The following is an 18,650-nucleotide window of genomic DNA, read 5'->3' as shown; positions in this document are numbered from 1 at the left end:
CCCAGATGAAACGCATGATCCTTGCCGCCGCACTCGCGACGGCCACCCTCTTCCTCGCAGCCTGCGCACAACCGGGCGGCAGCCCGAGCACCCTGGCCCGGCAAGAGGCCAATCGCCAGGCCGTGCTCGCCTTCTACGAGAAGGGCCTGAACCAGAAAGACGCCGAGGCCGCCCTGCAGTACGTGGGCAACCGCTACGTGCAGCACAACCCCACGGCAGCCGACGGCCCCGAGGGTTTTCGCAAGTTCATCGCTTTCCTGCGCGAGAAGTTTCCGAAGTCGCACAGCGAGATCAAGCGCTCCTTCGTCGAAGGCGACTACGTGATCCTGCACGTGCATGCGGTGCGCGAGCCGGGCACGCGCGGCAACGCCATCGTGGACATCTTCAAGCTGGAGAACGGCAAGATCGTCGAGCACTGGGACGTGAACCAGCCCGTGCCCGAAACCGCCGCCAACAAGAACGGAATGTTCTGACAACGAACTCACCGGTGCACTCGCGGATGGAGGAAATCGTGTCGCGGCTTTCAAAACGTGAGGTAAACGCGGGGGTCCCGCGCCACGCCTTGCTGGAAAAATACGCGCTCCCGAACCATCACCACCCGGAGAGAGACCCATCATGAGCTTCACACGCCGCCAGATCCTTCAGACCACCGGCGCCTCGGCGCTGCTTGCGAGCATCGGCCAGCAGGCCTACGCGCAGGCCGGCATCGAGACCGCGACCATCGTCACCGGCTTCGCGGCAGGCGGCACCTCGGACACCATCTGCCGCCGCGTGGCGCAGAAGCTCAGCCCCGAGTACGCCAAGGCTGCCGTGGTGGAGAACCGCACCGGCGCGGGCGGCCAGATCGCGGTCACCTACGTGAAGGGGCGCCCCGCCGACGGCACCACCATCCTGCAGACGCCGACCTCGATCCTCACGATCTATCCGCACATCTACAAGAAGCTGCCGTACGACCCGATGGTGGACCTCACCCCGGTCAGCATCGGGTGCATCTTCGACTTCGGCTTTGCCGTCGGTCCGTCGGTGCCGGCCAGCGTGAAGAGCGTCCCCGAGTTCCTGGCCTGGGCCAAGGCCAACCCGGCCGGCGCCAACTACGGCTCGCCGGCCGCGGGCTCCACGCCGCACTTCATCGGCGCGCTGCTGGGCATGCAGGCCGGCGTCGATCTCAAGCACGCGGGTTACCGCGGCACGCAGCCGGCCATGCTCGACCTGCTGGGCGGGAATATCTCGGCGGTGTCGGGGCCCATCGGCGACATCACGCAGCACCTGCCCTCGGGCAAGGTGCGCATCCTGGGCGTCTCGGGTGCCAAGCGCAGCCGCTTCGCGCCCGATGTGCCGACCTTCGGCGAGCAGGGCATCAAGAACATGGCGCACAGCGAGTGGTTCGCCTTCTTCCTGCCGGCCAAGGCTTCGCCCGAACTGGTCGCGCGCCTGAACACCGCGATGAAGAACTCGCTCGCACAGAAAGACGTGATCGACGGCCTGGGCACCTTCGGGCTGGAAGCCATGTCTTCCACGCCCGCGGAGCTGACCGAGCTGCTCAAGAAAGACACCGCCAAGTGGGCGCCGATCGTCAAAGAGGTCGGCTTCACCGCGGAAGGTTAACCGCATGAAGGAACTGCAATGAACACACTCGCCACCACGCCCTCGGCGCTGGTCCATCCCTCGATCCACCCCGACGAGCGCGCCGCGCGCGAAGAGCTCGCTGCCTGCTATCGCGTTTTCGCGATGCTGGGCTGGGTCGAGATGATCTACAACCACATCACGGTGCGACTGCCCGACAGCGTGACCGGTGGCGAGAAGCAGTTCCTCATCAACCCCTTCGGTCTGCACTACAGCGAAGTGACGGCCAGCAACCTCGTGAAGATCGACCTGCACGGCAAGGTGCTCGACGGATCGTCGTACCCGGTGAACCCCGCCGGCTTCACCGTGCACGCCGCCATCCACGACGGCCTGCCCGGCGCGCACTGCGTGATGCACACCCACACCACGGCCGGCGTGGCCGTGGCCTGCCTGCAGGGCGGCCTGCAGCAGACCAACTTCTATACCGCCCAGCTGCACGGCATGGTGGCGTATCACGACTTCGAGGGCATCACGATCCATGCCGACGAAGGCCCGCGCCTCCTCCAGAGCATCGGCAACCGCAACGCGGTGATCCTGCGCAACCACGGCCTCCTGGCTTGGGGACAGACGCTGCCGCAGACCTTCGCGATCCTGTGGACGCTGCAGCGCGCCTGCGAGATCCAGATGGCGACCTTCTCGATGGGCGCCGCCATCCCGGTGAGCGAGGAGATCGCGCAGCGCTGCACGCGCGATGCGCTGCAGTTCAGCCCCGCGCACGGCGCCGGGCAGGACGTGTTCAATGCGCTGATGCGGCAAGTGGACCGCATCGATCCAGGCTACAGAAACTGAAGAAATCGAGGCGAGCTTCCCCATGAAGATTTGTATTTACGGCGCCGGCGCCATCGGCGGCTGGATCGGTGCCGGCCTCGCGCAGGCCGGCGAGCGGCTCAACGTGGTCGCGCGCGGCGCGACGCTCGAAACCCTGCAACAAGACGGCCTTTCGCTGATGCGCGGCGACGTGCGCACGCGCGTACCCGTCAACGCGGTGGCCGACCTCGAGGCGCTCGGCGTGCAGGACCTGGTGGTGATCGCCGTGAAGGCGCCCGCGCTGGCCGCCGTGGCCGAGCGCATCGGCCCGCTGATCGGGCCCGACACCCTCGTGCTGGTCGCGATGAACGGCGTGCCGTGGTGGTTTCTGGAAGGCGGCTTCGGCGGCGAGATCACGGGCCACCGGCTGGCCGCGGTGGACCCCGACGGCGCCATCGCCAGGGCCATTCCGGCCCGCAACGTGATCGGCTGCGTGGTGCATGCAAGCTGTTCGCTCGACGGACCGGGCGTGGTGCGGCATCACTTCGGCAACGGGCTGATCGTCGGCGAGCCGTCGGGCGAGGCCACGCCGCGCGTGAAGAAGCTGGTCGAGCTCCTGAACCGCGCGGGCATCGACACCACGCTGTCGCCGCAAATCCAGAAGGATGTGTGGTTCAAGCTCTGGGGCAACATGACGGTGAACCCGATCAGTGCACTGACCGGCGCCACCACCGACCTGATCATGGGCGACGACTACGTGCGCGGATTCATCTCGGCCGTGATGCTCGAAGCCAAGGAAATCGGCCGCCGCATCGGCATCGAGATCACCCAGAGCCCCGAAGACCGGCACCAGATCACAAAGAAGCTCGGCGCATTCAAGACCTCGATGCTTCAGGACGTGGAAGCCGGGCGATCGGTGGAACTCGATGCGCTGGTGACGGTGGTGCGCGAGCTGGGTGTGCTGACGGGCGTGGCCACGCCGTTCACCGATGCGCTGCTGGGGCTGGCGCGGTTGAGGACAAGGCAGCTCGGGCTGTACTGAGCGCCGCCCCGCCTACCAAAGCTTTTCGGGCGTGGCGGCCAGCGCCTCGGTGCAGCTGGCCAACGCCTTCGCGCGCTCCTCGCGCAGCCGCTGCCAGTTGTCGACCTGCCACTGCGTCCAGGCGACGGGTTCCGACTGGTAGAAGCACGCAGCCGGCGGGCGCATGAAGCCGGGGCGACCGAGTTGGGCGCCGAACTTCAGACGGAACAGTTCGTCGGTTCCCGTCAGGTTCTCGTAGACCAGGTGCCAGAGGCCCGGGTTCAACGGCGTGTCGGCTTCCTTCTGCACGCGACCCGCTTCCTCGATTTCTTCGGGGGTAGAGCCGTCGGTCAGCGCGAGGGCGTGCGCAGCCTCGGCACGCTTGCGGTAGATGTCGGTGGCGACCTTGCTCAGGGCGTCGGTCAATTCGCCGATGGCCGGGTTGGCGCTTACCGGATCGTCCTTGAGCTCTTCCAGCGTCGTGCCGGCGAGTTCGTCTTTCGAGAAGCCTTGCGCGCCGATGGACACCCCGCCGGCGATCAGCGACAGCGCCACGTTCAGCGCGATCTGCCCCGCCACCTGGTTGCCCGTGTTCTCGCGCCGGATCACGCGAAGCCGTTCGATGCCCGACTTGTAGGCGGCGCGGTTGAAGCGCACGCGGGTCTGCGGTGCGGCTGCCGCTTCAGCGGGCGGCGCAACGGATGGCGGCAAGGGAGCGGGGGTGTCCGCCGCCATCGCGGCGGGTGGGGCTGGTGGCGCCGGTACATCGGGCTCCGCGGCGTATGCCGAGAAGCCGAGGGTTGCCATCGCAATGCCGCAAGCGAATGCGGCGCGGGTCTTGTGCGTCGAGATCATGTGAGCTGTTCTTCCTCCGGCCGGCATTTTCATTGGGCGGAGGGTGCCGTTCGACAACTGCGCGGCTACAAATTCACGGAATTTGCGGCCGTACAACAGGCTTCGCGAGAACAGGAAGCTCAGTGCGTCTTCAGCAGGGCCCGCACCGCCTCGGGCAAGGAATTGACCTGCGGCATGAAGTGGTCGAGCACCGCACCCAGGATCACGGCGGAGAGCACCGCGCCGAGCAACGGCTTCCAGGTCAGCCGAACCGCGGCCATCAACCAGCCCTCGCGCGCCACGCGCACCGCGGCGCGGGCCGAGACGTACGAGAACGCCACCTCGACGGCCACCGCCAGCAATGCGTCCCAACTGAAGTACAGCAGCGCGAGATAGCCGGCGCCGAACAGCACGGCCACGCAGATCGCGAAGATCGCGAGCACCGGCACCACGATGATGGCGCCTTCATCCGCACCGCCCGCCACGTCGAGCACGCCACCGGCCACGTCGGACAGCACGCTGCCGCCATCGGCAGCGTCGGCAACGCTCAGGTGATCACATGCGCTTCCACCGCTGAAGTCCACATCGGGCACATCGGCATCGATATCAACGCTGCGCCCCTCGACCAGCCGCTTCGCCCACCAGCGCAGCACCAGCAGGTAGCCCAGATACCCCACGCCCAGCGTGAGGAAGTAGCGAACCGCGAGCGAGTCCACATGCAGCAGGTGCATCTGCAGCGCCGACACACCCCACATCAGGAGGAGCGTGAACGTGCCGATCAGGATGCCGTGCGTGCGCAGGCTGTAGTTGCGGTGCAGGTCGCGTTCGACCTCCGTTTCCCAAAGGCGCACCGAGCGCCAGTTGGAAAGAATCTTCATTCGTCGGCGGGAGCAGCGAACGGCACGCGTTGCGCCACGGCGCACATGAGCTCGTACCCGACGGTGCCCGCCGCCTGCGCGACCTCGTCGATGGACAGCACCGCATCGGTGACCGTCGAGCGGCCCCACAGCGTGACCTCGGCGCCGAACTTCGCGTCGGGCACGGGCGTGAGGTCGACGGTGATCATGTCCATGCTCACGCGGCCCACCATGCGGGTGCGCACGCCGTTCACCAGCACCGGCGTGCCGGTGTTGCAGTGGCGTGGATAGCCATCGGCGTAGCCGACCGCGGCGATGCCGATGGTGAGCGGCCCCTCGGCCGTGAAGTTGGAGCCGTAGCCGATGGTGTCGCCGGCCTTGAGCGTCTGCACCGAGAGCAGTTGCGTCGACAGCGTCATCGTGGGCTGCAACTGCCAGTGCGCCGCGTCGTTCAACGGAAAGTCGGGGGCGCTGCCGTACAGCACGATGCCGGGGCGCACCCAATCGCCGCGGGTCTGGTCCGGGTGGCGCAGGGTGGCGGCGCTGTTGGCAATGGAGCGCTCGCCCGGCAGGTCGCGCGTTGCGCGCTCGAAGGCATCGACCTGGTGCGCGATGCCGCGGGCACCGTCGGCGTCGCTGAAGTGGGTCATCAGCGAAATCTCGTCGACCTGCGTGAGCGCATTCAGGCGCGTCCAGGCCGAGGCGAAGCGCTCGGGCGTGAAGCCCAGGCGGTTCATGCCCGAGTTCATCTTGAGGAAAACACGTTGGGGCTTGAGGGTCTTGTGCGCTGCGAGCATGTCGATCTGCTCGTCGCAATGCACGGTGTGCCAGAGGTCCAGGCGCGAACACAGTTCCAGGTCGCGCGCATCGAACACGCCTTCGAGCAGCAGCACCGGACCGCGCCAGCCCAGGGCGCGCACGCGCTCGGCTTCGGCCAGGTCGAGCAGCGCGAAGCCGTCGGCACCGCGCAGTCCTTCATAGACCCGCTCGATGCCATGGCCATAGGCATTGGCCTTGACCACTGCCCAGACACGGGCGTCGAGGGCCGAGCGGCGGACCCTGTCGAGGTTGTTACGCAGGGCGGCGGTGTGGACGGTGGCAAGAATGGGGCGCGGCATGGGGTGCTCTGGGCAGGCTGCAGGCGGACTGGGGGGAAGTTCAGACCACGTTTTAGCATTTCCGGGAATGGGGTCGAATCCGGAAGGGATGCCCATTTCCTCGTCGTACCCCCATGCTATAACCGCCCATTCGCACCGGACGCGACACTTTTTCACTACCGCCAGCAGACCCTCTGGCCAGCCAGCCCATCGATGAAGCGCGGTTTCTACACGATCATGTCGGCCCAGTTCTTTTCGTCGCTGGCCGACCAAGCGCTTTTCGTTGTTGCCGTCGATCTCATGCGAAGTTCGGGCGCCCCCGAATGGCAGCGCGCAGCCCTGGTGCCGATCTTCGCGGTCTTCTACGTGGTGCTCGCGCCGCTGGTGGGCGCCTTCGCCGACGCGCTGCCCAAGGGCAAGGTGATGTTCATCAGCAATGCGATCAAGGTGGTCGGCTGCCTGATGATGCTGTTCGGCTCGCACCCTCTGTTGTCGTATTCGATCGTGGGCCTGGGCGCCGCGGCCTACTCGCCCGCCAAGTACGGCATCCTCACCGAGCTGCTGCCGGCTTCGCAGTTGGTCAAGGCCAACGGCTGGATCGAGGGCCTCACCATCGCCTCCATCCTGCTGGGCATCGTGCTCGGCGGCACGCTGGTGGGCCACGTGGTCTCCAGCCACTTGCTGGCCTTCGATTTCCCGGTGATCGACACCGGCATCGACTCGCCGGCCGAAGCCGCGATCTCGGTGCTGATCCTCGTGTACATGCTGGCCGCCTGGTTCAACACGCGCATCCCGCACACCGGCGTCGAGATGCGTCCGCTGCGCTCCAACCCCGAGCACAGCTTCGCGCGCAACATCGCTGCGCTGCTGCCCGACTTCTGGCATTGCAATGCGCGCCTGTGGCGCGACCGCCTCGGCCAGATCTCGCTGGCCACCACCACACTCTTCTGGGGCGCGGGCGGCAACCTCAAGTACATCGTGCTGGCGTGGGCATCGCTGGCGCTGGGCTACAACACGACCCAGGCCTCGGCGCTGACCGGCGTGGTGACCATCGGCACGGCCGTGGGCGCCATCGTGGCCTCGATGCGCATGCGGCTGGACATGGCCACCCGCGTGATCCCGATGGGCATCGCGATGGGGCTGATGGTCATCTGCATGAACTTCATCGGCAACGTGTGGCTGGCGGTGCCGTTCCTCATCATCCTGGGTGGCCTGGGCGGCTTCCTGGTGGTGCCGATGAATGCGCTGCTGCAGCACCGCGGCCACAACCTGATGGGCGCGGGCCGTTCGATCGCGGTGCAGAACTTCAACGAACAGGCCTGCATTCTCTTGCTGGGCGGCTTCTACAGCGTGTGCACGGGGCTGGGCCTGTCGGCCTACGGCGCGATCAGTGCCTTCGGCCTCGTGGTGGCGGGCTGCATGTGGCTCATCAAGCGCTGGCACGAGAACAACCTCAAGAAGTATCCCGAAGAAGTCGAGCATCTGCTGGCTATCGCCCGCAGCGACAAACATCACTGACCTTACGCGACTGCGTTGGTGAGACGGCCGGCGCGCCGAGCGCCGAAGCCTTCATTCTTTCAACGCCACCATGCCCGCGCTCGCACTGATCTTCAACGCCTTCGTATGGGGGCTGTCGTGGTTTCCCTTCCGGCACATCGAGCGCCACGGCCTGCATCCGGTGTGGACCACATGCCTCATCTACCTGGCCATCGCAATCGTGATGGGCATCGTGCGCCGTCACGCGTGGAAGGGTTTTGCGGCCTATCCGATGCTTGCCGTGCTGGGCCTGGCGGCCGGCTTCACCAACGTGGGCTTCAACTGGGCCGTGACACAGGGCGACGTCGTGCGCGTGGTGCTGCTGTTCTACCTGATGCCGCTGTGGAGCGTGCTGCTGGGCTGGGTGCTGCTGGGCGAGCGGCCCACGGGCAGTGCGCTCGCGCGCGTGGCGCTGGCGCTCACTGGCGTGGTGGTAGTGCTCAAGACGCCGGGTACCGACTGGCCCGTGCCCTCGAGCCTGCCCGACTGGCTCGGCCTTGCGGCCGGCTTCGGGTTCGCAGTGACCAACATCGTGCTGCGCCACCTGCGGCAAGCACCGGGCGAATCGCGTGCGCTCGCCATGTTCTGCGGCTGCACGTTCGTGGCGGGCATCGCGGCGCTCGGCGGCACCGCGATCGGTGCCATCACGTCGCCGCTGCAGGCCACGCCGGGCTGGTTCGGCTGGGCTGCGCTGCTGGGCACGGGTTTCGTGATCGCCAACGTGTGCCTGCAGTACGGCGCGGCGCGCCTCGCGGCGAGCGCCACCTCGGTGATCATGCTGTCGGAGGTGCTGTTCGCGAGCGTCTCGTCGGTCGCGCTCGGCGCGTCGACGATGGAGCCGCGCATCCTCGTGGGCGGCGCGCTGATCGTGCTGGGCGCCGTTTGGGCCGCGTTTGCGCGAACGCCCGTGCGGGGCGATGATCGCGCCTCTGCGTCCACCTGAGGAACACCATCATGACCAGCGTCTACGACTTCGAGGCCAACCAGATCGACGGCAAGCCGGTGAAGCTCTCCGCCTTCAAGGGCAAGGTGCTGCTGATCGTCAACACGGCGAGCAAATGCGGCTTCACGCCGCAGTTCGCCGGACTGGAGGCGCTGCACGAGAAATACGCTGACCAGGGCCTCACGGTGCTGGGCTTCCCGTCGAACCAGTTCGGCTCGCAGGACCCGGGCACCAACGAGGAAATCGGCGCCTTCTGCACCAAGAACTACGGCGTGAGTTTTCCGATGATGGAGAAGATCGACGTCAACGGCGGCAACGCCGCGCCGCTGTACCAGTGGCTCACGAAAGAGAAGCCGGGCCTGCTGGGCCTGACGGCCATCAAGTGGAACTTCACCAAGTTCCTCATCGGGCGCGACGGCACGGTGCTCAAGCGCTATGCGCCGCTCGATACACCCGCCTCGCTCACGCGCGATGTCGAGGCGGCGCTGGCGGCCGGATGACAGCTTGCGTCAGAAGCGGAAGCTCGCGGTCTTCGCACCGCCACCCACCGTCACCGTCTGGCTCTTGGCCTGTCCGCCGGGCGCGGTGACGTCGATGGTGTAGCGCCCGTCGGGCAAATCGATCAGGCACACCGGGCCACCGGCGCGAAAGGCCAAGGCAGCGGACGAGTTGGTGTCGCCGCCCTTGATCGCGACGTCCACGCTGGCCATGTAGGCGCCATCGGCGCGTGCGAACAGCAGCGAGAGAGGATGCTCCTTCATGGCCGCGCGCATCGCGTTCGATTCGTCGGAGCCGATGCCGCCGCAGACGTAGCGCGTCGGGCCGGCGCCTTGCCACGCAGGCATGGCGGACTGGGCGTGAGCCGCCAGGGCACCGGCCACGCAAGCGCAGGCCAGCAGAACGCGTCGCAGCGGAAGTTGGGTAACGTGGGACATGGCACAGGCTCCTTGCAGATTCGGTGCCGCCATGATGCGCCGCAGCCGGCCGCCGCGCGAGTCGGACCGGACGCTGCCCTGCTGTGCGATCAGGCCCTACCCTGCGTGCCCGCGATCCAGCGCGGCGTCCAGCAGCTCCACCCAATGCCGCACCGGCGTCTCCCCGCTGCCGCTTTGCAGGTGCGTGATGCAGCCGATGTTGGCCGAGGCGATGGTGTTGGGCTGCAGCTGCTTCAGATGCCCCAGCTTGCGGTCGCGCAGCGGATAGGCCAGCTCGGGTTGCAGCACCGAATACGTGCCCGCCGAGCCGCAGCACAGGTGCGATTCGTTCATGGCCACGCGCACGTCGAAGCCGAGCGCGCGCAGGTGCGCCTCGACGCCGCCGCGCAGCTTCTGGCCATGCTGCAGCGTGCACGGCGGGTGATACGCAACAACGCCTTCGGGCGCACGCACGCGCGCCTTCAATGCGGGCACGAGATCGGGCAGCAGCTCGCTCAGGTCGCGCGTCAGCTCGCTGATGCGCTTGGCCTTCGCCGCGTAGGCCGCATCGTGCTGCAGGATGTGGCCGTACTCCCGCACGGTGACGCCGCAGCCCGACGCGTTCATCACGATGGCTTCGATCTCGTTGCGTTCGACCTGCGGCCACCACGCATCGATGTTTGCGCGCATCTGCGCCTTGCCGCCCTCCTGGTCGTTGAGGTGGAACTTCACCGCGCCGCAGCAGCCGGCCTCCTTCGCGATCACGACCTGGATGCCGGCCGCATCGAGCACGCGCGCGGTGGCGCTGTTGATGTTGGGCATCATCGACGGCTGCACGCAGCCCGCGAGCATCAGCACCTTGCGCGCATGCGTGGCGGTGGGCCAGGCGCCCGCTTCCTGCTTCGCCGGCACCTTGGCCTTGAGCGCATCGGGCAGCAAGCCGCGCACCGACTGACCGAGCTTCATCGCGGGGCCGAAGAGCGGCGACGGCAACCCTTCTTTCAACAGCCAGCGCGTGGCCGATTCCATCGCGGGGCGCGGCACCTTCTCGTCGACGATCCTGCGGCCGATGTCCACGAGGTTGCCGTACTGCACGCCGCTCGGGCAGGTGCTCTCGCAGTTGCGGCAGGTGAGGCACCGGTCCAGGTGCAGCTGCGTGCTGCGCGTCGGCGCCTTGCCTTCGAGCACCTGCTTGATCAGGTAGATGCGTCCGCGCGGGCCATCGAGCTCGTCGCCCAGCAGCTGGTAGGTCGGGCAGGTGGCGGTACAGAAGCCGCAGTGCACGCACTTGCGCAAGATGGCTTCAGCCTCGCGGCCTTCGTCGGTGTCACGGAATTCGGGGGCGAGTTCGGTTTGCATCGCGGGTCTCTTTTTTATTCGTCTGCGAAAAGCCGGCCGCGGTTGAAGATGCGGTGCGGATCGAACTCCTGCATCAGCGCGCGGTGGATGCGGGCGATCGGCGCGCTCATCGCATCGAAGCGGGGGATGTCCGAAGCGGGCGTTCTGAACAGCGTGGCGTGTCCGCCTGCAGCGCGTGCGATCTCGCGGATGCGCGCGGCTTGCCCGGGAGGCGCCTTGCACCAGCGCTGTCCGCCGTGCCATTCGATCAACAGCGCGTCGCCGTCGATGGCAAGCACCGGCGCGGTCTGCGGCACCGACAGGCGCCAGAGCGCATCCGGTCCGTCGGTGGTGTCGAACCACGGCAGTTGCTGATCGCGCAGCGCCTGCCAGTCGGCAGCGGCACGCGCGTTGTCCTTGCGCTCGCCGCCGAGATGCGTGCATGCCGCTTCCACGGCCGCGACGGCACCGCGCAGCCGCAGGTAAAGCGCACCGGCACCGCCGTATTCGAACCAGCAACTCGCGTTCAGCGGCAGCGGCCGGCCACCCCATTCGTTGAGCAGCCGCAGCGCATCGGCCTGGCTGCAGGCGAATTCCAGCGTGGCCTCGGCCGGCGCAACGGGCAGCACCTTGAGGCTCACCTCGGCGATCACGCCCAGCGTGCCGAGCGAACCGGCGAGCACGCGCGAGACGTCGTAGCCCGCGACGTTCTTCATCACCTGTCCGCCGAAGCTGAGGACATCGCCGCGGCCATTGACCAGCGTGGCGCCGAGCACGTAGTCACGCACCGCGCCCACACTGGCACGCGCGGGGCCGCTCAGGCCGGCGGCGACCATGCCGCCCACCGTGCCGTTGCTTCCGAAGTGTGGCGGCTCGAAGGGCAGGCACTGCCCCTTCTCGGCCAATGCGGCTTCGAGCTCGGCGAGCGGCGTGCCGGCGCGCACGGTGACGACCAGTTCACTCGGCTCGTAGCTCGTGATGCCCGCGAGCGCGGTGGTGTCGAGGAGGTCGCCTTGCAGCGCCTCACCGTAGAAATCCTTGGTGCCGCCGCCGCGGATGCAAAGCGGCCTGGCATCGGCGGCTGCAGCGCGGATGCGCTCGACGATCTGGCTGAGTGCTGGATCCATGGGCTCTTTTGTTCTTGTCGTTGTCGTTCTCAGAAGCGCGGCAGGTCGGGATGCGGCAACTGCCCGCCGCGCACCACCTGCTTGCCGTACTCGGCGCAGCGTTGCAGCGTCGGAATCACCTTGCCGGGATTCAGCAGCCCGGCCGGATCGAACGCGCGCTTCACGCCGAACATCTGCTCGTTCTCGCTGGCGGTGAACTGCACGCACATGCTGTTGAGCTTCTCCACGCCCACGCCGTGCTCGCCCGACACCGTGCCGCCCATCGCGACGCTGGTCTCCAGGATGTCGGCGCCGAAGAGTTCGCAGCGGTGCAGTTCGTCGGGGTCGTTCGCATCGAACAGCACCAGCGGATGCAGGTTGCCGTCGCCTGCATGGAACACGTTGCAGCAGCGCAGGTTGTATTTCTTCTCCATCTCCTGGATCGCGAGAAGGATGTCCGCCAGGCGCTTGCGCGGTATGGTCGAGTCGAGGCACATGTAGTCGGGGCTGATGCGGCCCGATGCCGGAAAGGCGTTCTTGCGGCCGCTCCAGAATTTCATGCGCTCGTCCTCGCTGTTGCTCACCGCGATGGCCGTGGCGCCGCAGCCGCGCAGTACGGCGGTCATGCGGCCGATTTCTTCTTCCACTTCTTCAGGCGTGCCATCGGATTCGCACAGCAGGATCGCCGCGGCGTCAAGGTCGTAGCCCGCGCGCACGAAGTCCTCGACGGCGGCGGTCATGGGCTTGTCCATCATCTCGAGCCCTGCGGGAATGATGCCGGCCGCGATCACCGCTGCGACTGCATCGCCAGCCTTTCGCACGTCGTCGAAGCTGGCCATGATGCAGCGCGCGAGCTGCGGCTTGGGCACGAGCTTGACGGTGACCTCGGTGGTCACGGCCAGCATGCCTTCGCTGCCGATGACCAATGCGAGCAGGTCGAGCCCCGGCGCATCGAGCGCCTCGCCGCCGAATTCGATGGCCTCGCCCTCCGCGGTGAAGCCGCGCACGCGCAGCACGTTGTGCAGCGTCAGGCCGTACTTCAGGCAATGTACGCCCCCCGAGTTCTCTGCCACGTTGCCGCCGATGGTGCAGGCGATCTGGCTCGACGGGTCGGGGGCGTAGTAGAGATTGAAGGGCGCGGCCGCCTCGCTGATCGCGAGGTTGCGCACGCCGCACTGCACGGCCGCCGTGCGGCTCACCGGATCGATCTTCAGGATGCGGTTGAACTTGGCCAGAGAGAGCGTCACGCCCAGCGCATGCGGCATCGCGCCACCCGAGAGCCCGGTGCCCGCGCCGCGCGCCACCACGGGCACACCGAGCTGATGACAGGTTTTGAGGACGGCGGCGACCTGCGCCTCGGTCTCGGGCAGGGCCACGACGAGCGGCCGCTGCCGGTACGCGGTAAGGCCGTCGCACTCGTAGGGGGTGGTGTCTTCGGCGTGCCAGATCAGGGCATGCGCGGGCAGGTGCGCTTGCAGCGCTCGCACCACCTGCGACTGGCGCTCCGTTTTCTGTAGCGAATCGTTCTGGACGGCAGTGAGCGGCGCATTCATGCGGCGGGCCTCTTGTCTTGTTTCTGGCGGGATGTCTCGTGGTGTACCGCACTCTACGGAAATGCAGCGGCGCCGGGTTGAAGCTTTTTTGTGCGGCGCTTGAGAGAACTTTGCCGGCAGACCCGGCCGGTCAGCGCAGGCTCTGCGCGAGCCAGTCGACGAAGGCCGCGCATTCCCAGCGCTCGAGCGTGCCGGGATGCCAGCAGATGGTGTGCCGGTGCGGCGACGGCACGGCCTGGTCGGAGAGCGCCACGAGCCGGCCCGATTCGAACCACGCGGCGCCCATCTTCTGGCGCACCAGCGCCACGCCGAAGCCGCTCGCGGCCGCGTCGTAGACGAGCCCCAGGTCGTTGAACTGCGAGCCGACGTGCGGCTCGGGCTGGTCGATGCCGCAGTGCGCGAACCACGTGCCCCAGGGTTCGAGCGGGCTGCGGATGAGCCGTGCGCTCGCGACCTCAGCGGCGGTGCGGAATCCATCGAAAGGACCGAACTCGTTGAGGTAGCTGGGGCTGCAGGCGGGCACCACTTCTTCTTCGAGCAGCAGGCGGTGTTCGCAGTCGGCGTACGCGCCGGTGCCGTAGCGCACTTCGAGGTCGGCCTGTTCGGCCGTCACGTCGAGCAGCGGAATCGACACCTGCAGCACGAGTTCGATGTCCGGGTAGATGTTGCGAAACAGCTCGAGCCGGGGCATCAGGAACTGACGGCTGAAAGTAGGCGTGACGGCAATGCGCAGGCGCGTGGCGCGCGGCGCTGCGTTGGCGAGCGGCGTGGCCTGTAGCGCGGCGAGGCCGGTGCGCACGTTCGCGAGGTAGGCGGCGCCGTCGGCCGTCAGGCTGAAATCGCTGCGGCCGAAGAGCTTGAAGCCGACGTGCGCTTCGAGCTGGCGGATACGGTGGCTGACTGCGCTGGGGGTGACGCACAGCTCTTCGGCTGCACGGCCCGCGTGCCGCAAACGCGCCACGGCCTCGAAGGTGAGCAGGCACTGAATGGGGGGGATGTGCTGGAGGGCCATGGTCTACACGCTCATCGCTTGTTCAGGGCGTGTGCACAGGCCACCGGGTACTCCCCTCCGCGAATGTCCCCCGTCGGCGGGATCGCGCACTGAATGACCCACTTTCAATCCTCAAAGAATGCGACAGGCAACCCCGGCGTATCGACGCGCATCGAAATCACCGTGCCCGATGCCGGCAACCGTTCGATCTCCGCGGCAGGCCGCCCTTTACGGCCGCTGGTGACGAAGAGCGTCTTCAGATCGTCGCCACCGAAGCACGGCATCGTCGGGCATTGAACGGGCACGGGCACCGACGCCACGATCTCGCCCGACGGCGCGAAGCGCAACAGTTGAGCGCCTTCGAACATCGCGACCCAGTAGTGCCCTTCTGCATCGACCGTCGCACCATCGGGGCGGCCTTCGTAGCGAACGGGCGAATCGGGCGTCCAGCCCTCGGGCTTGGCGTCGAACTGGTGGAACACGCGGGCGTGCGAGAGCGAATTGGCCTCGGCGTCCCAGTCCCACGCGCAGACCACGTGCGCGGCGGTGTCGGCCCAGTAGAGGGTGCGGGCGTCGGGGGAGAACGCGAGGCCGTTGGCGGTGGTGGACTCGTTGGCCATCTGCGTGAGCGTGGGCGCGATGTCCGTGCCGGGGCGCGCATCGAAGCAGTAGAGCGCGGCGTTGGCGCGGTCCTTCGCCTCGTTGAGCGAGCCGCCCCAGAAGCGGCCGAGCGGGTCGCACTTGCCGTCGTTGAAACGCATGGTGCGCACGTCGTGCTCCACGCGCGCCATCGCGACCAACTCGCCGCCCCATTCGCGCGCGCGGTAGATGCCGTCGCGCAGCGCGATCACGAGGCCGCCGCTTTGGGCCGGCGCCATGCAGCCGGGTTCGGTGGAGAGCGCCCATCGCTCGACCGTGGCGGATGGCGTTCCGATGTCGCCGCGCGTTCGCAACACGGCGCGGCCCGGAATGTCGAGCCAATAGAGGGCGCGTTCTTCAGGGTGCCAGAACGGCGATTCGCCGAGCGCGCAGAGGCTGTCTTCGAGGGAGGTCCACATGGTGTGGCGATTGTGCCCCTCGCGATGGCGGCGACGGGCAAAAAAAAGCCCGCTGGCGCCGGGGCGCTCGCGGGCTGAACATCCAAAGGAGACCTCGCTTGAAAAACTCGTTACGAAGAACTGTTCTTGTGAAGGAAAAGGATGGTGGTCATCCGGCTGGGGAACCCGGAAGGGCTCCCAGTAGGGAATCAACGGTTGTATGCAGTCTCGCCGTGCGAGGAGATGTCGAGGCCTTCGCGCTCTTCTTCTTCCGATACACGCAGGCCGATGGTGAGGTCGGCGATCTTGAAGGCGATGAACGCCACCACGCCCGACCAGACAATGGTCAGCAGCACGCCCTTCAGCTGGATCCAGACCTGGGCACCGATGCCGTTGGAGACGATGCCGGCCGTGACCCAGTCGCCCACCAGGCCGGGGCCGCCCAGTGCCTGGGTGTTGAACACGCCGGTGAGCAGCGCGCCGACGATACCGCCGACACCGTGCACGCCGAACACGTCGAGCGAGTCGTCCGCGCCGAGCAGCTTCTTCAGGCCGTTGACGCCCCAGAGGCAGGCGAAGCCGGCGACGAAGCCGATGACGATTGCGCCCATCAGGCCGACGTTGCCGGCGGCCGGGGTGATGGCCACCAGGCCCGCCACGGCGCCCGAAGCGGCACCCAGCATCGAGGCCTTGCCGCGCATCAGCGCTTCACCGATGCACCATGCGAGCACGGCGGCGGCGGTGGCCGAGAAGGTGTTCATGAAGGCGAGCACGGCGCTGGTGCCGGCTTCCAGGGCCGAACCTGCGTTGAAGCCGAACCAGCCGACCCACAGCAGCGAAGCACCGACCATGGTGAGCGTGAGCGAGTGCGGCGTGAAGGCTTCCTTGCCGTAGCCGACGCGCTTGCCGATCAGGAAGGCACCCACGAGGCCGGCGACGGCTGCGTTGATGTGCACCACGGTGCCGCCTGCGAAGTCGAGCGCGCCCCATTGCCAGATCAGGCCGGCCTTGGCGTTGTTGGCATCCACCACGTTGGCGGCGGTGTAGGCGTCCGGGCCCATCCAGAACCAGACCATGTGGGCCAGCGGCGCATAGCTGAAGGTGAACCAGATCACCATGAACAGCAGCACGGCCGAGAACTTGGCGCGTTCGGCAAAGGCACCCACGATCAGGCAGCAGGTGATGCCGGCGAACGTGGCCTGGAAGGCGGCGAACAGCAGCTCGGGGATGTAGACGCCCTTGCTGAAGGTCGCTCCGGCTGCGAACACGCCGGTGGCCGGATCGAAGATCCCCTTCATGAAGAGCCGATCGAATCCGCCGAAGAAGGCGTTCCCCTCGGTGAAGGCGATGCTGTAGCCATAGATGAGCCACAGCACCACGATCAGCGAGAAGGTGACCATCACCTGCATCAGCACCGACAGCATGTTCTTGCTGCGCACGAGGCCGCCGTAGAACAGGGCCAGGCCGGGGATGGTCATCATGATGACGAGCAGCGTGGACAGCATCATCCAGGCGGTGTCGCCCTTGTTGAAGGACGGCGCGGGGGCGGCAGCAGGCGCTGCTTCGGCCGCGGCGGGTGCAGCTGCGGCGGCGGCAGGCGCTGCAGCAGCGGGAGCGGCCGCGGGTGCTGCGGCAGCCGGCGCGGAGGCGGCGGGCGCTTCAGCAGGCGCGGCGGGCGTCTGTGCGAAGCCGGTCGTGCCGGCGGCGAGAACGCTCAGGCCGAGCGCAAGAGAGACAAGCAGTTTTTTCATAGTCGTTGTTCTTTCGGGCCAGACTCGATCAGAGGGCTTCGCGGCCCGTTTCGCCGGTGCGGATGCGTACGACCTGCTCGAGGTTGTAGACAAAGATTTTTCCGTCGCCGATCTTGCCGGTGCGGGCGGCACCTTCGACGGCTTCGATCACGCGATCGACCAGGTCGTCGGAGACGGCCGCTTCGATCTTGACCTTGGGCAGGAAGTCGACCACGTACTCCGCGCCGCGATAGAGCTCGGTGTGGCCCTTCTGGCGCCCGAAGCCCTTCACTTCGGTGACGGTGATCCCCTGCACGCCGATCGCCGAGAGTGCTTCACGCACTTCGTCGAGCTTGAACGGTTTGATGATGGCTGTGACCAGCTTCATGTGAACTTCTCCTTTGGATGGAAATGGAATGGTGCGGCAGCTTGGGCCGCACCTCGTTGTTCTATTTAGAGCGTCTTCGTCAGCGTGAGGATGAAGCGCGCCTTGTTCGGCGAGTAGTACGTGGTGCCGAAGGTGCCGAAGTCGGGGATCTCGAAGCCCGGGTTCGCGACGACCTGGTAGTTCGCCTTCTTGTTGGCGCCCTGCACCGAGCCCGTGAGCGTCAGGCCACCGCCGAAGTCGTACGTGGCGCCGATGTTGTAGTCGACGTAGCTCTTGTAGCCCAGGCTGCGGATGTCACTGGACATGTTCGTGAAGCCGACGGCCGCCTTCAGCGTGACCTTGGGCACGATTTCCTTGCTGTACGCCAGGTTCAGGTAACCGGTGTTCCGGCCCTTCAGGCCCGAGCCGAGCTTGTTGCCGGCGTAGCCGAAGTAGTCCTTGGAGACCGTGTGCGAGTACTTGGCGGTGAACGAGCCGAAGGTTTCGTTGGCGTAGGTGGCGCCCAGGTAGAGCTCGGTGGTGTTGCCCACGGAGTTGCCCGGATAGATATAGGTGAGCGCACCGACGTCCATGTCGATCGGGCCGGCCTTGAACTTGTAGCCGCCGTACAGGTCGGCCTCGATGCTGTTGCCCTTGAGCCAGTTGACGCTCGAGTTCCAGTTGCCCACATAGAAGCCGCTGTCGCCGAAGGCGTAGTCGAAACCGCCCTGGATGGCGGGCTTCAGGCCCCGGGTCTTGGCGTAGTCGTTCTTGCCGATCATGTCCTGGTCCTGGCCGCGGAACTTGTAGTTGGTGGTCAGGGAGATGTTGCCAGTCAGCGATGGCGCCGGGGCGGGTGCCGGATCCGCCGGAGCCGTCTGAGCCAGGGCGGCGCCCGACGTGGTCAATGCAGTGGCCAGAACGATCAGCGCCTGAACGGCGGAACGGTGCGTCAT

Annotated in this window: 19 protein-coding genes; 7 read left to right on the top strand and 12 right to left on the bottom strand. The window is 67.0% G+C overall.

What is annotated here, in order from left to right; all coding sequences use genetic code 11:
• Positions 1–5 precede the first annotated feature (5 nt).
• The 4 genes from ACSFA7_RS16005 to ACSFA7_RS15990 all read left to right on the top strand — a co-directional run bounded on the left by ACSFA7_RS16005 (position 6) and on the right by ACSFA7_RS15990 (position 3,412).
• Positions 6–473: a nuclear transport factor 2 family protein gene (locus tag ACSFA7_RS16005; RefSeq protein ID WP_435500287.1), complete on the top strand. Its 468-nt coding sequence runs from the start codon at positions 6–8 to the stop codon at positions 471–473.
• 142 nt (positions 474–615) lie between these two features.
• Positions 616–1,605: a Bug family tripartite tricarboxylate transporter substrate binding protein gene (locus ACSFA7_RS16000; protein ID WP_435500286.1), complete on the top strand. Its 990-nt coding sequence runs from the start codon at positions 616–618 to the stop codon at positions 1,603–1,605.
• A gap of 18 nt (positions 1,606–1,623) precedes the next feature.
• Entirely contained in the window at positions 1,624–2,412 is a 789-nt protein-coding gene (locus tag ACSFA7_RS15995; protein WP_435500285.1) for a class II aldolase/adducin family protein, read from the top strand.
• Between the two features lie 22 nt (positions 2,413–2,434).
• Positions 2,435–3,412 (top strand): 2-dehydropantoate 2-reductase, encoded by a 978-nt coding sequence (locus tag ACSFA7_RS15990; protein ID WP_435500284.1) that lies wholly within the window; start codon positions 2,435–2,437, stop codon positions 3,410–3,412.
• A 12-nt stretch (positions 3,413–3,424) separates the two neighbouring features.
• On the opposite strand, the gene ACSFA7_RS15985 is transcribed toward ACSFA7_RS15990, so the two are convergent.
• The 3 genes from ACSFA7_RS15985 to alr all read right to left on the bottom strand — a co-directional run bounded on the left by ACSFA7_RS15985 (position 3,425) and on the right by alr (position 6,200).
• Positions 3,425–4,246 (bottom strand): hypothetical protein, encoded by an 822-nt coding sequence (locus tag ACSFA7_RS15985; protein ID WP_435500283.1) that lies wholly within the window; start codon positions 4,244–4,246, stop codon positions 3,425–3,427.
• A gap of 119 nt (positions 4,247–4,365) precedes the next feature.
• Positions 4,366–5,103 carry a hypothetical protein gene (locus ACSFA7_RS15980; protein WP_435500282.1) on the bottom strand — a complete coding sequence of 246 codons (738 nt, stop codon included), beginning with the start codon at positions 5,101–5,103 and terminating at the stop codon, positions 4,366–4,368.
• Positions 5,100–6,200, bottom strand: coding sequence for an alanine racemase (alr, locus tag ACSFA7_RS15975; protein ID WP_435500281.1), 1,101 nt, complete (start codon positions 6,198–6,200; stop codon positions 5,100–5,102). Before alr ends, ACSFA7_RS15980 begins: the two co-directional genes overlap by 4 nt.
• 192 nt (positions 6,201–6,392) lie before the next feature.
• Here alr and lplT point away from each other — a divergent pair, with 192 nt between their 5' ends.
• The 3 genes from lplT (at position 6,393) to ACSFA7_RS15960 (ending at position 9,158) form a co-directional block, all read left to right on the top strand.
• Positions 6,393–7,697: a lysophospholipid transporter LplT gene (gene lplT, locus ACSFA7_RS15970; protein WP_435500280.1), complete on the top strand. Its 1,305-nt coding sequence runs from the start codon at positions 6,393–6,395 to the stop codon at positions 7,695–7,697.
• 70 nt (positions 7,698–7,767) lie between these two features.
• Positions 7,768–8,658 (top strand): DMT family transporter, encoded by an 891-nt coding sequence (locus tag ACSFA7_RS15965; RefSeq protein WP_435500279.1) that lies wholly within the window; start codon positions 7,768–7,770, stop codon positions 8,656–8,658.
• A gap of 11 nt (positions 8,659–8,669) precedes the next feature.
• Entirely contained in the window at positions 8,670–9,158 is a 489-nt protein-coding gene (locus tag ACSFA7_RS15960) for a glutathione peroxidase (RefSeq protein WP_435500278.1), read from the top strand.
• Between the two features lie 9 nt (positions 9,159–9,167).
• On the opposite strand, the gene ACSFA7_RS15955 is transcribed toward ACSFA7_RS15960, so the two are convergent.
• From ACSFA7_RS15955 to ACSFA7_RS15915, 9 genes are all read right to left on the bottom strand, one after another.
• Positions 9,168–9,593, bottom strand: coding sequence for a carboxypeptidase regulatory-like domain-containing protein (locus ACSFA7_RS15955; RefSeq protein ID WP_435500277.1), 426 nt, complete (start codon positions 9,591–9,593; stop codon positions 9,168–9,170).
• 96 nt (positions 9,594–9,689) lie between these two features.
• Positions 9,690–10,931 carry a glycolate oxidase subunit GlcF gene (gene glcF, locus ACSFA7_RS15950; protein ID WP_435500276.1) on the bottom strand — a complete coding sequence of 414 codons (1,242 nt, stop codon included), beginning with the start codon at positions 10,929–10,931 and terminating at the stop codon, positions 9,690–9,692.
• Positions 10,932–10,945: 14 nt separating this feature from the next.
• On the bottom strand, positions 10,946–12,037 hold the full coding sequence (gene glcE, locus ACSFA7_RS15945; RefSeq protein ID WP_435500275.1) for a glycolate oxidase subunit GlcE: 1,092 nt from the start codon (positions 12,035–12,037) through the stop codon (positions 10,946–10,948).
• Between the two features lie 29 nt (positions 12,038–12,066).
• Entirely contained in the window at positions 12,067–13,569 is a 1,503-nt protein-coding gene (locus ACSFA7_RS15940; protein WP_435500274.1) for an FAD-linked oxidase C-terminal domain-containing protein, read from the bottom strand.
• A 130-nt stretch (positions 13,570–13,699) separates the two neighbouring features.
• Positions 13,700–14,581, bottom strand: a complete 882-nt coding sequence (locus ACSFA7_RS15935; protein ID WP_435500273.1) for a LysR substrate-binding domain-containing protein — start codon at positions 14,579–14,581, stop codon at positions 13,700–13,702.
• A 104-nt stretch (positions 14,582–14,685) separates the two neighbouring features.
• Positions 14,686–15,618 (bottom strand): SMP-30/gluconolactonase/LRE family protein, encoded by a 933-nt coding sequence (locus ACSFA7_RS15930; protein ID WP_435500272.1) that lies wholly within the window; start codon positions 15,616–15,618, stop codon positions 14,686–14,688.
• Positions 15,619–15,806: 188 nt separating this feature from the next.
• Positions 15,807–17,348 (bottom strand): ammonium transporter, encoded by a 1,542-nt coding sequence (amt, locus tag ACSFA7_RS15925; protein WP_435500271.1) that lies wholly within the window; start codon positions 17,346–17,348, stop codon positions 15,807–15,809.
• Positions 17,349–17,376: 28 nt separating this feature from the next.
• Positions 17,377–17,715 (bottom strand): P-II family nitrogen regulator, encoded by a 339-nt coding sequence (gene glnK / locus ACSFA7_RS15920; RefSeq protein WP_007833403.1) that lies wholly within the window; start codon positions 17,713–17,715, stop codon positions 17,377–17,379.
• A gap of 65 nt (positions 17,716–17,780) precedes the next feature.
• Positions 17,781–18,650 carry a TorF family putative porin gene (locus ACSFA7_RS15915; protein WP_435500270.1) on the bottom strand — a complete coding sequence of 290 codons (870 nt, stop codon included), beginning with the start codon at positions 18,648–18,650 and terminating at the stop codon, positions 17,781–17,783.

This window comes from Variovorax trehalosi (genome assembly GCF_051216415.1).
GTDB lineage: Bacteria > Pseudomonadota > Gammaproteobacteria > Burkholderiales > Burkholderiaceae_C > Variovorax.
Note: the sequence above shows the minus strand (reverse complement) of the source record. Positions and strands in the feature narration are given on the sequence as shown.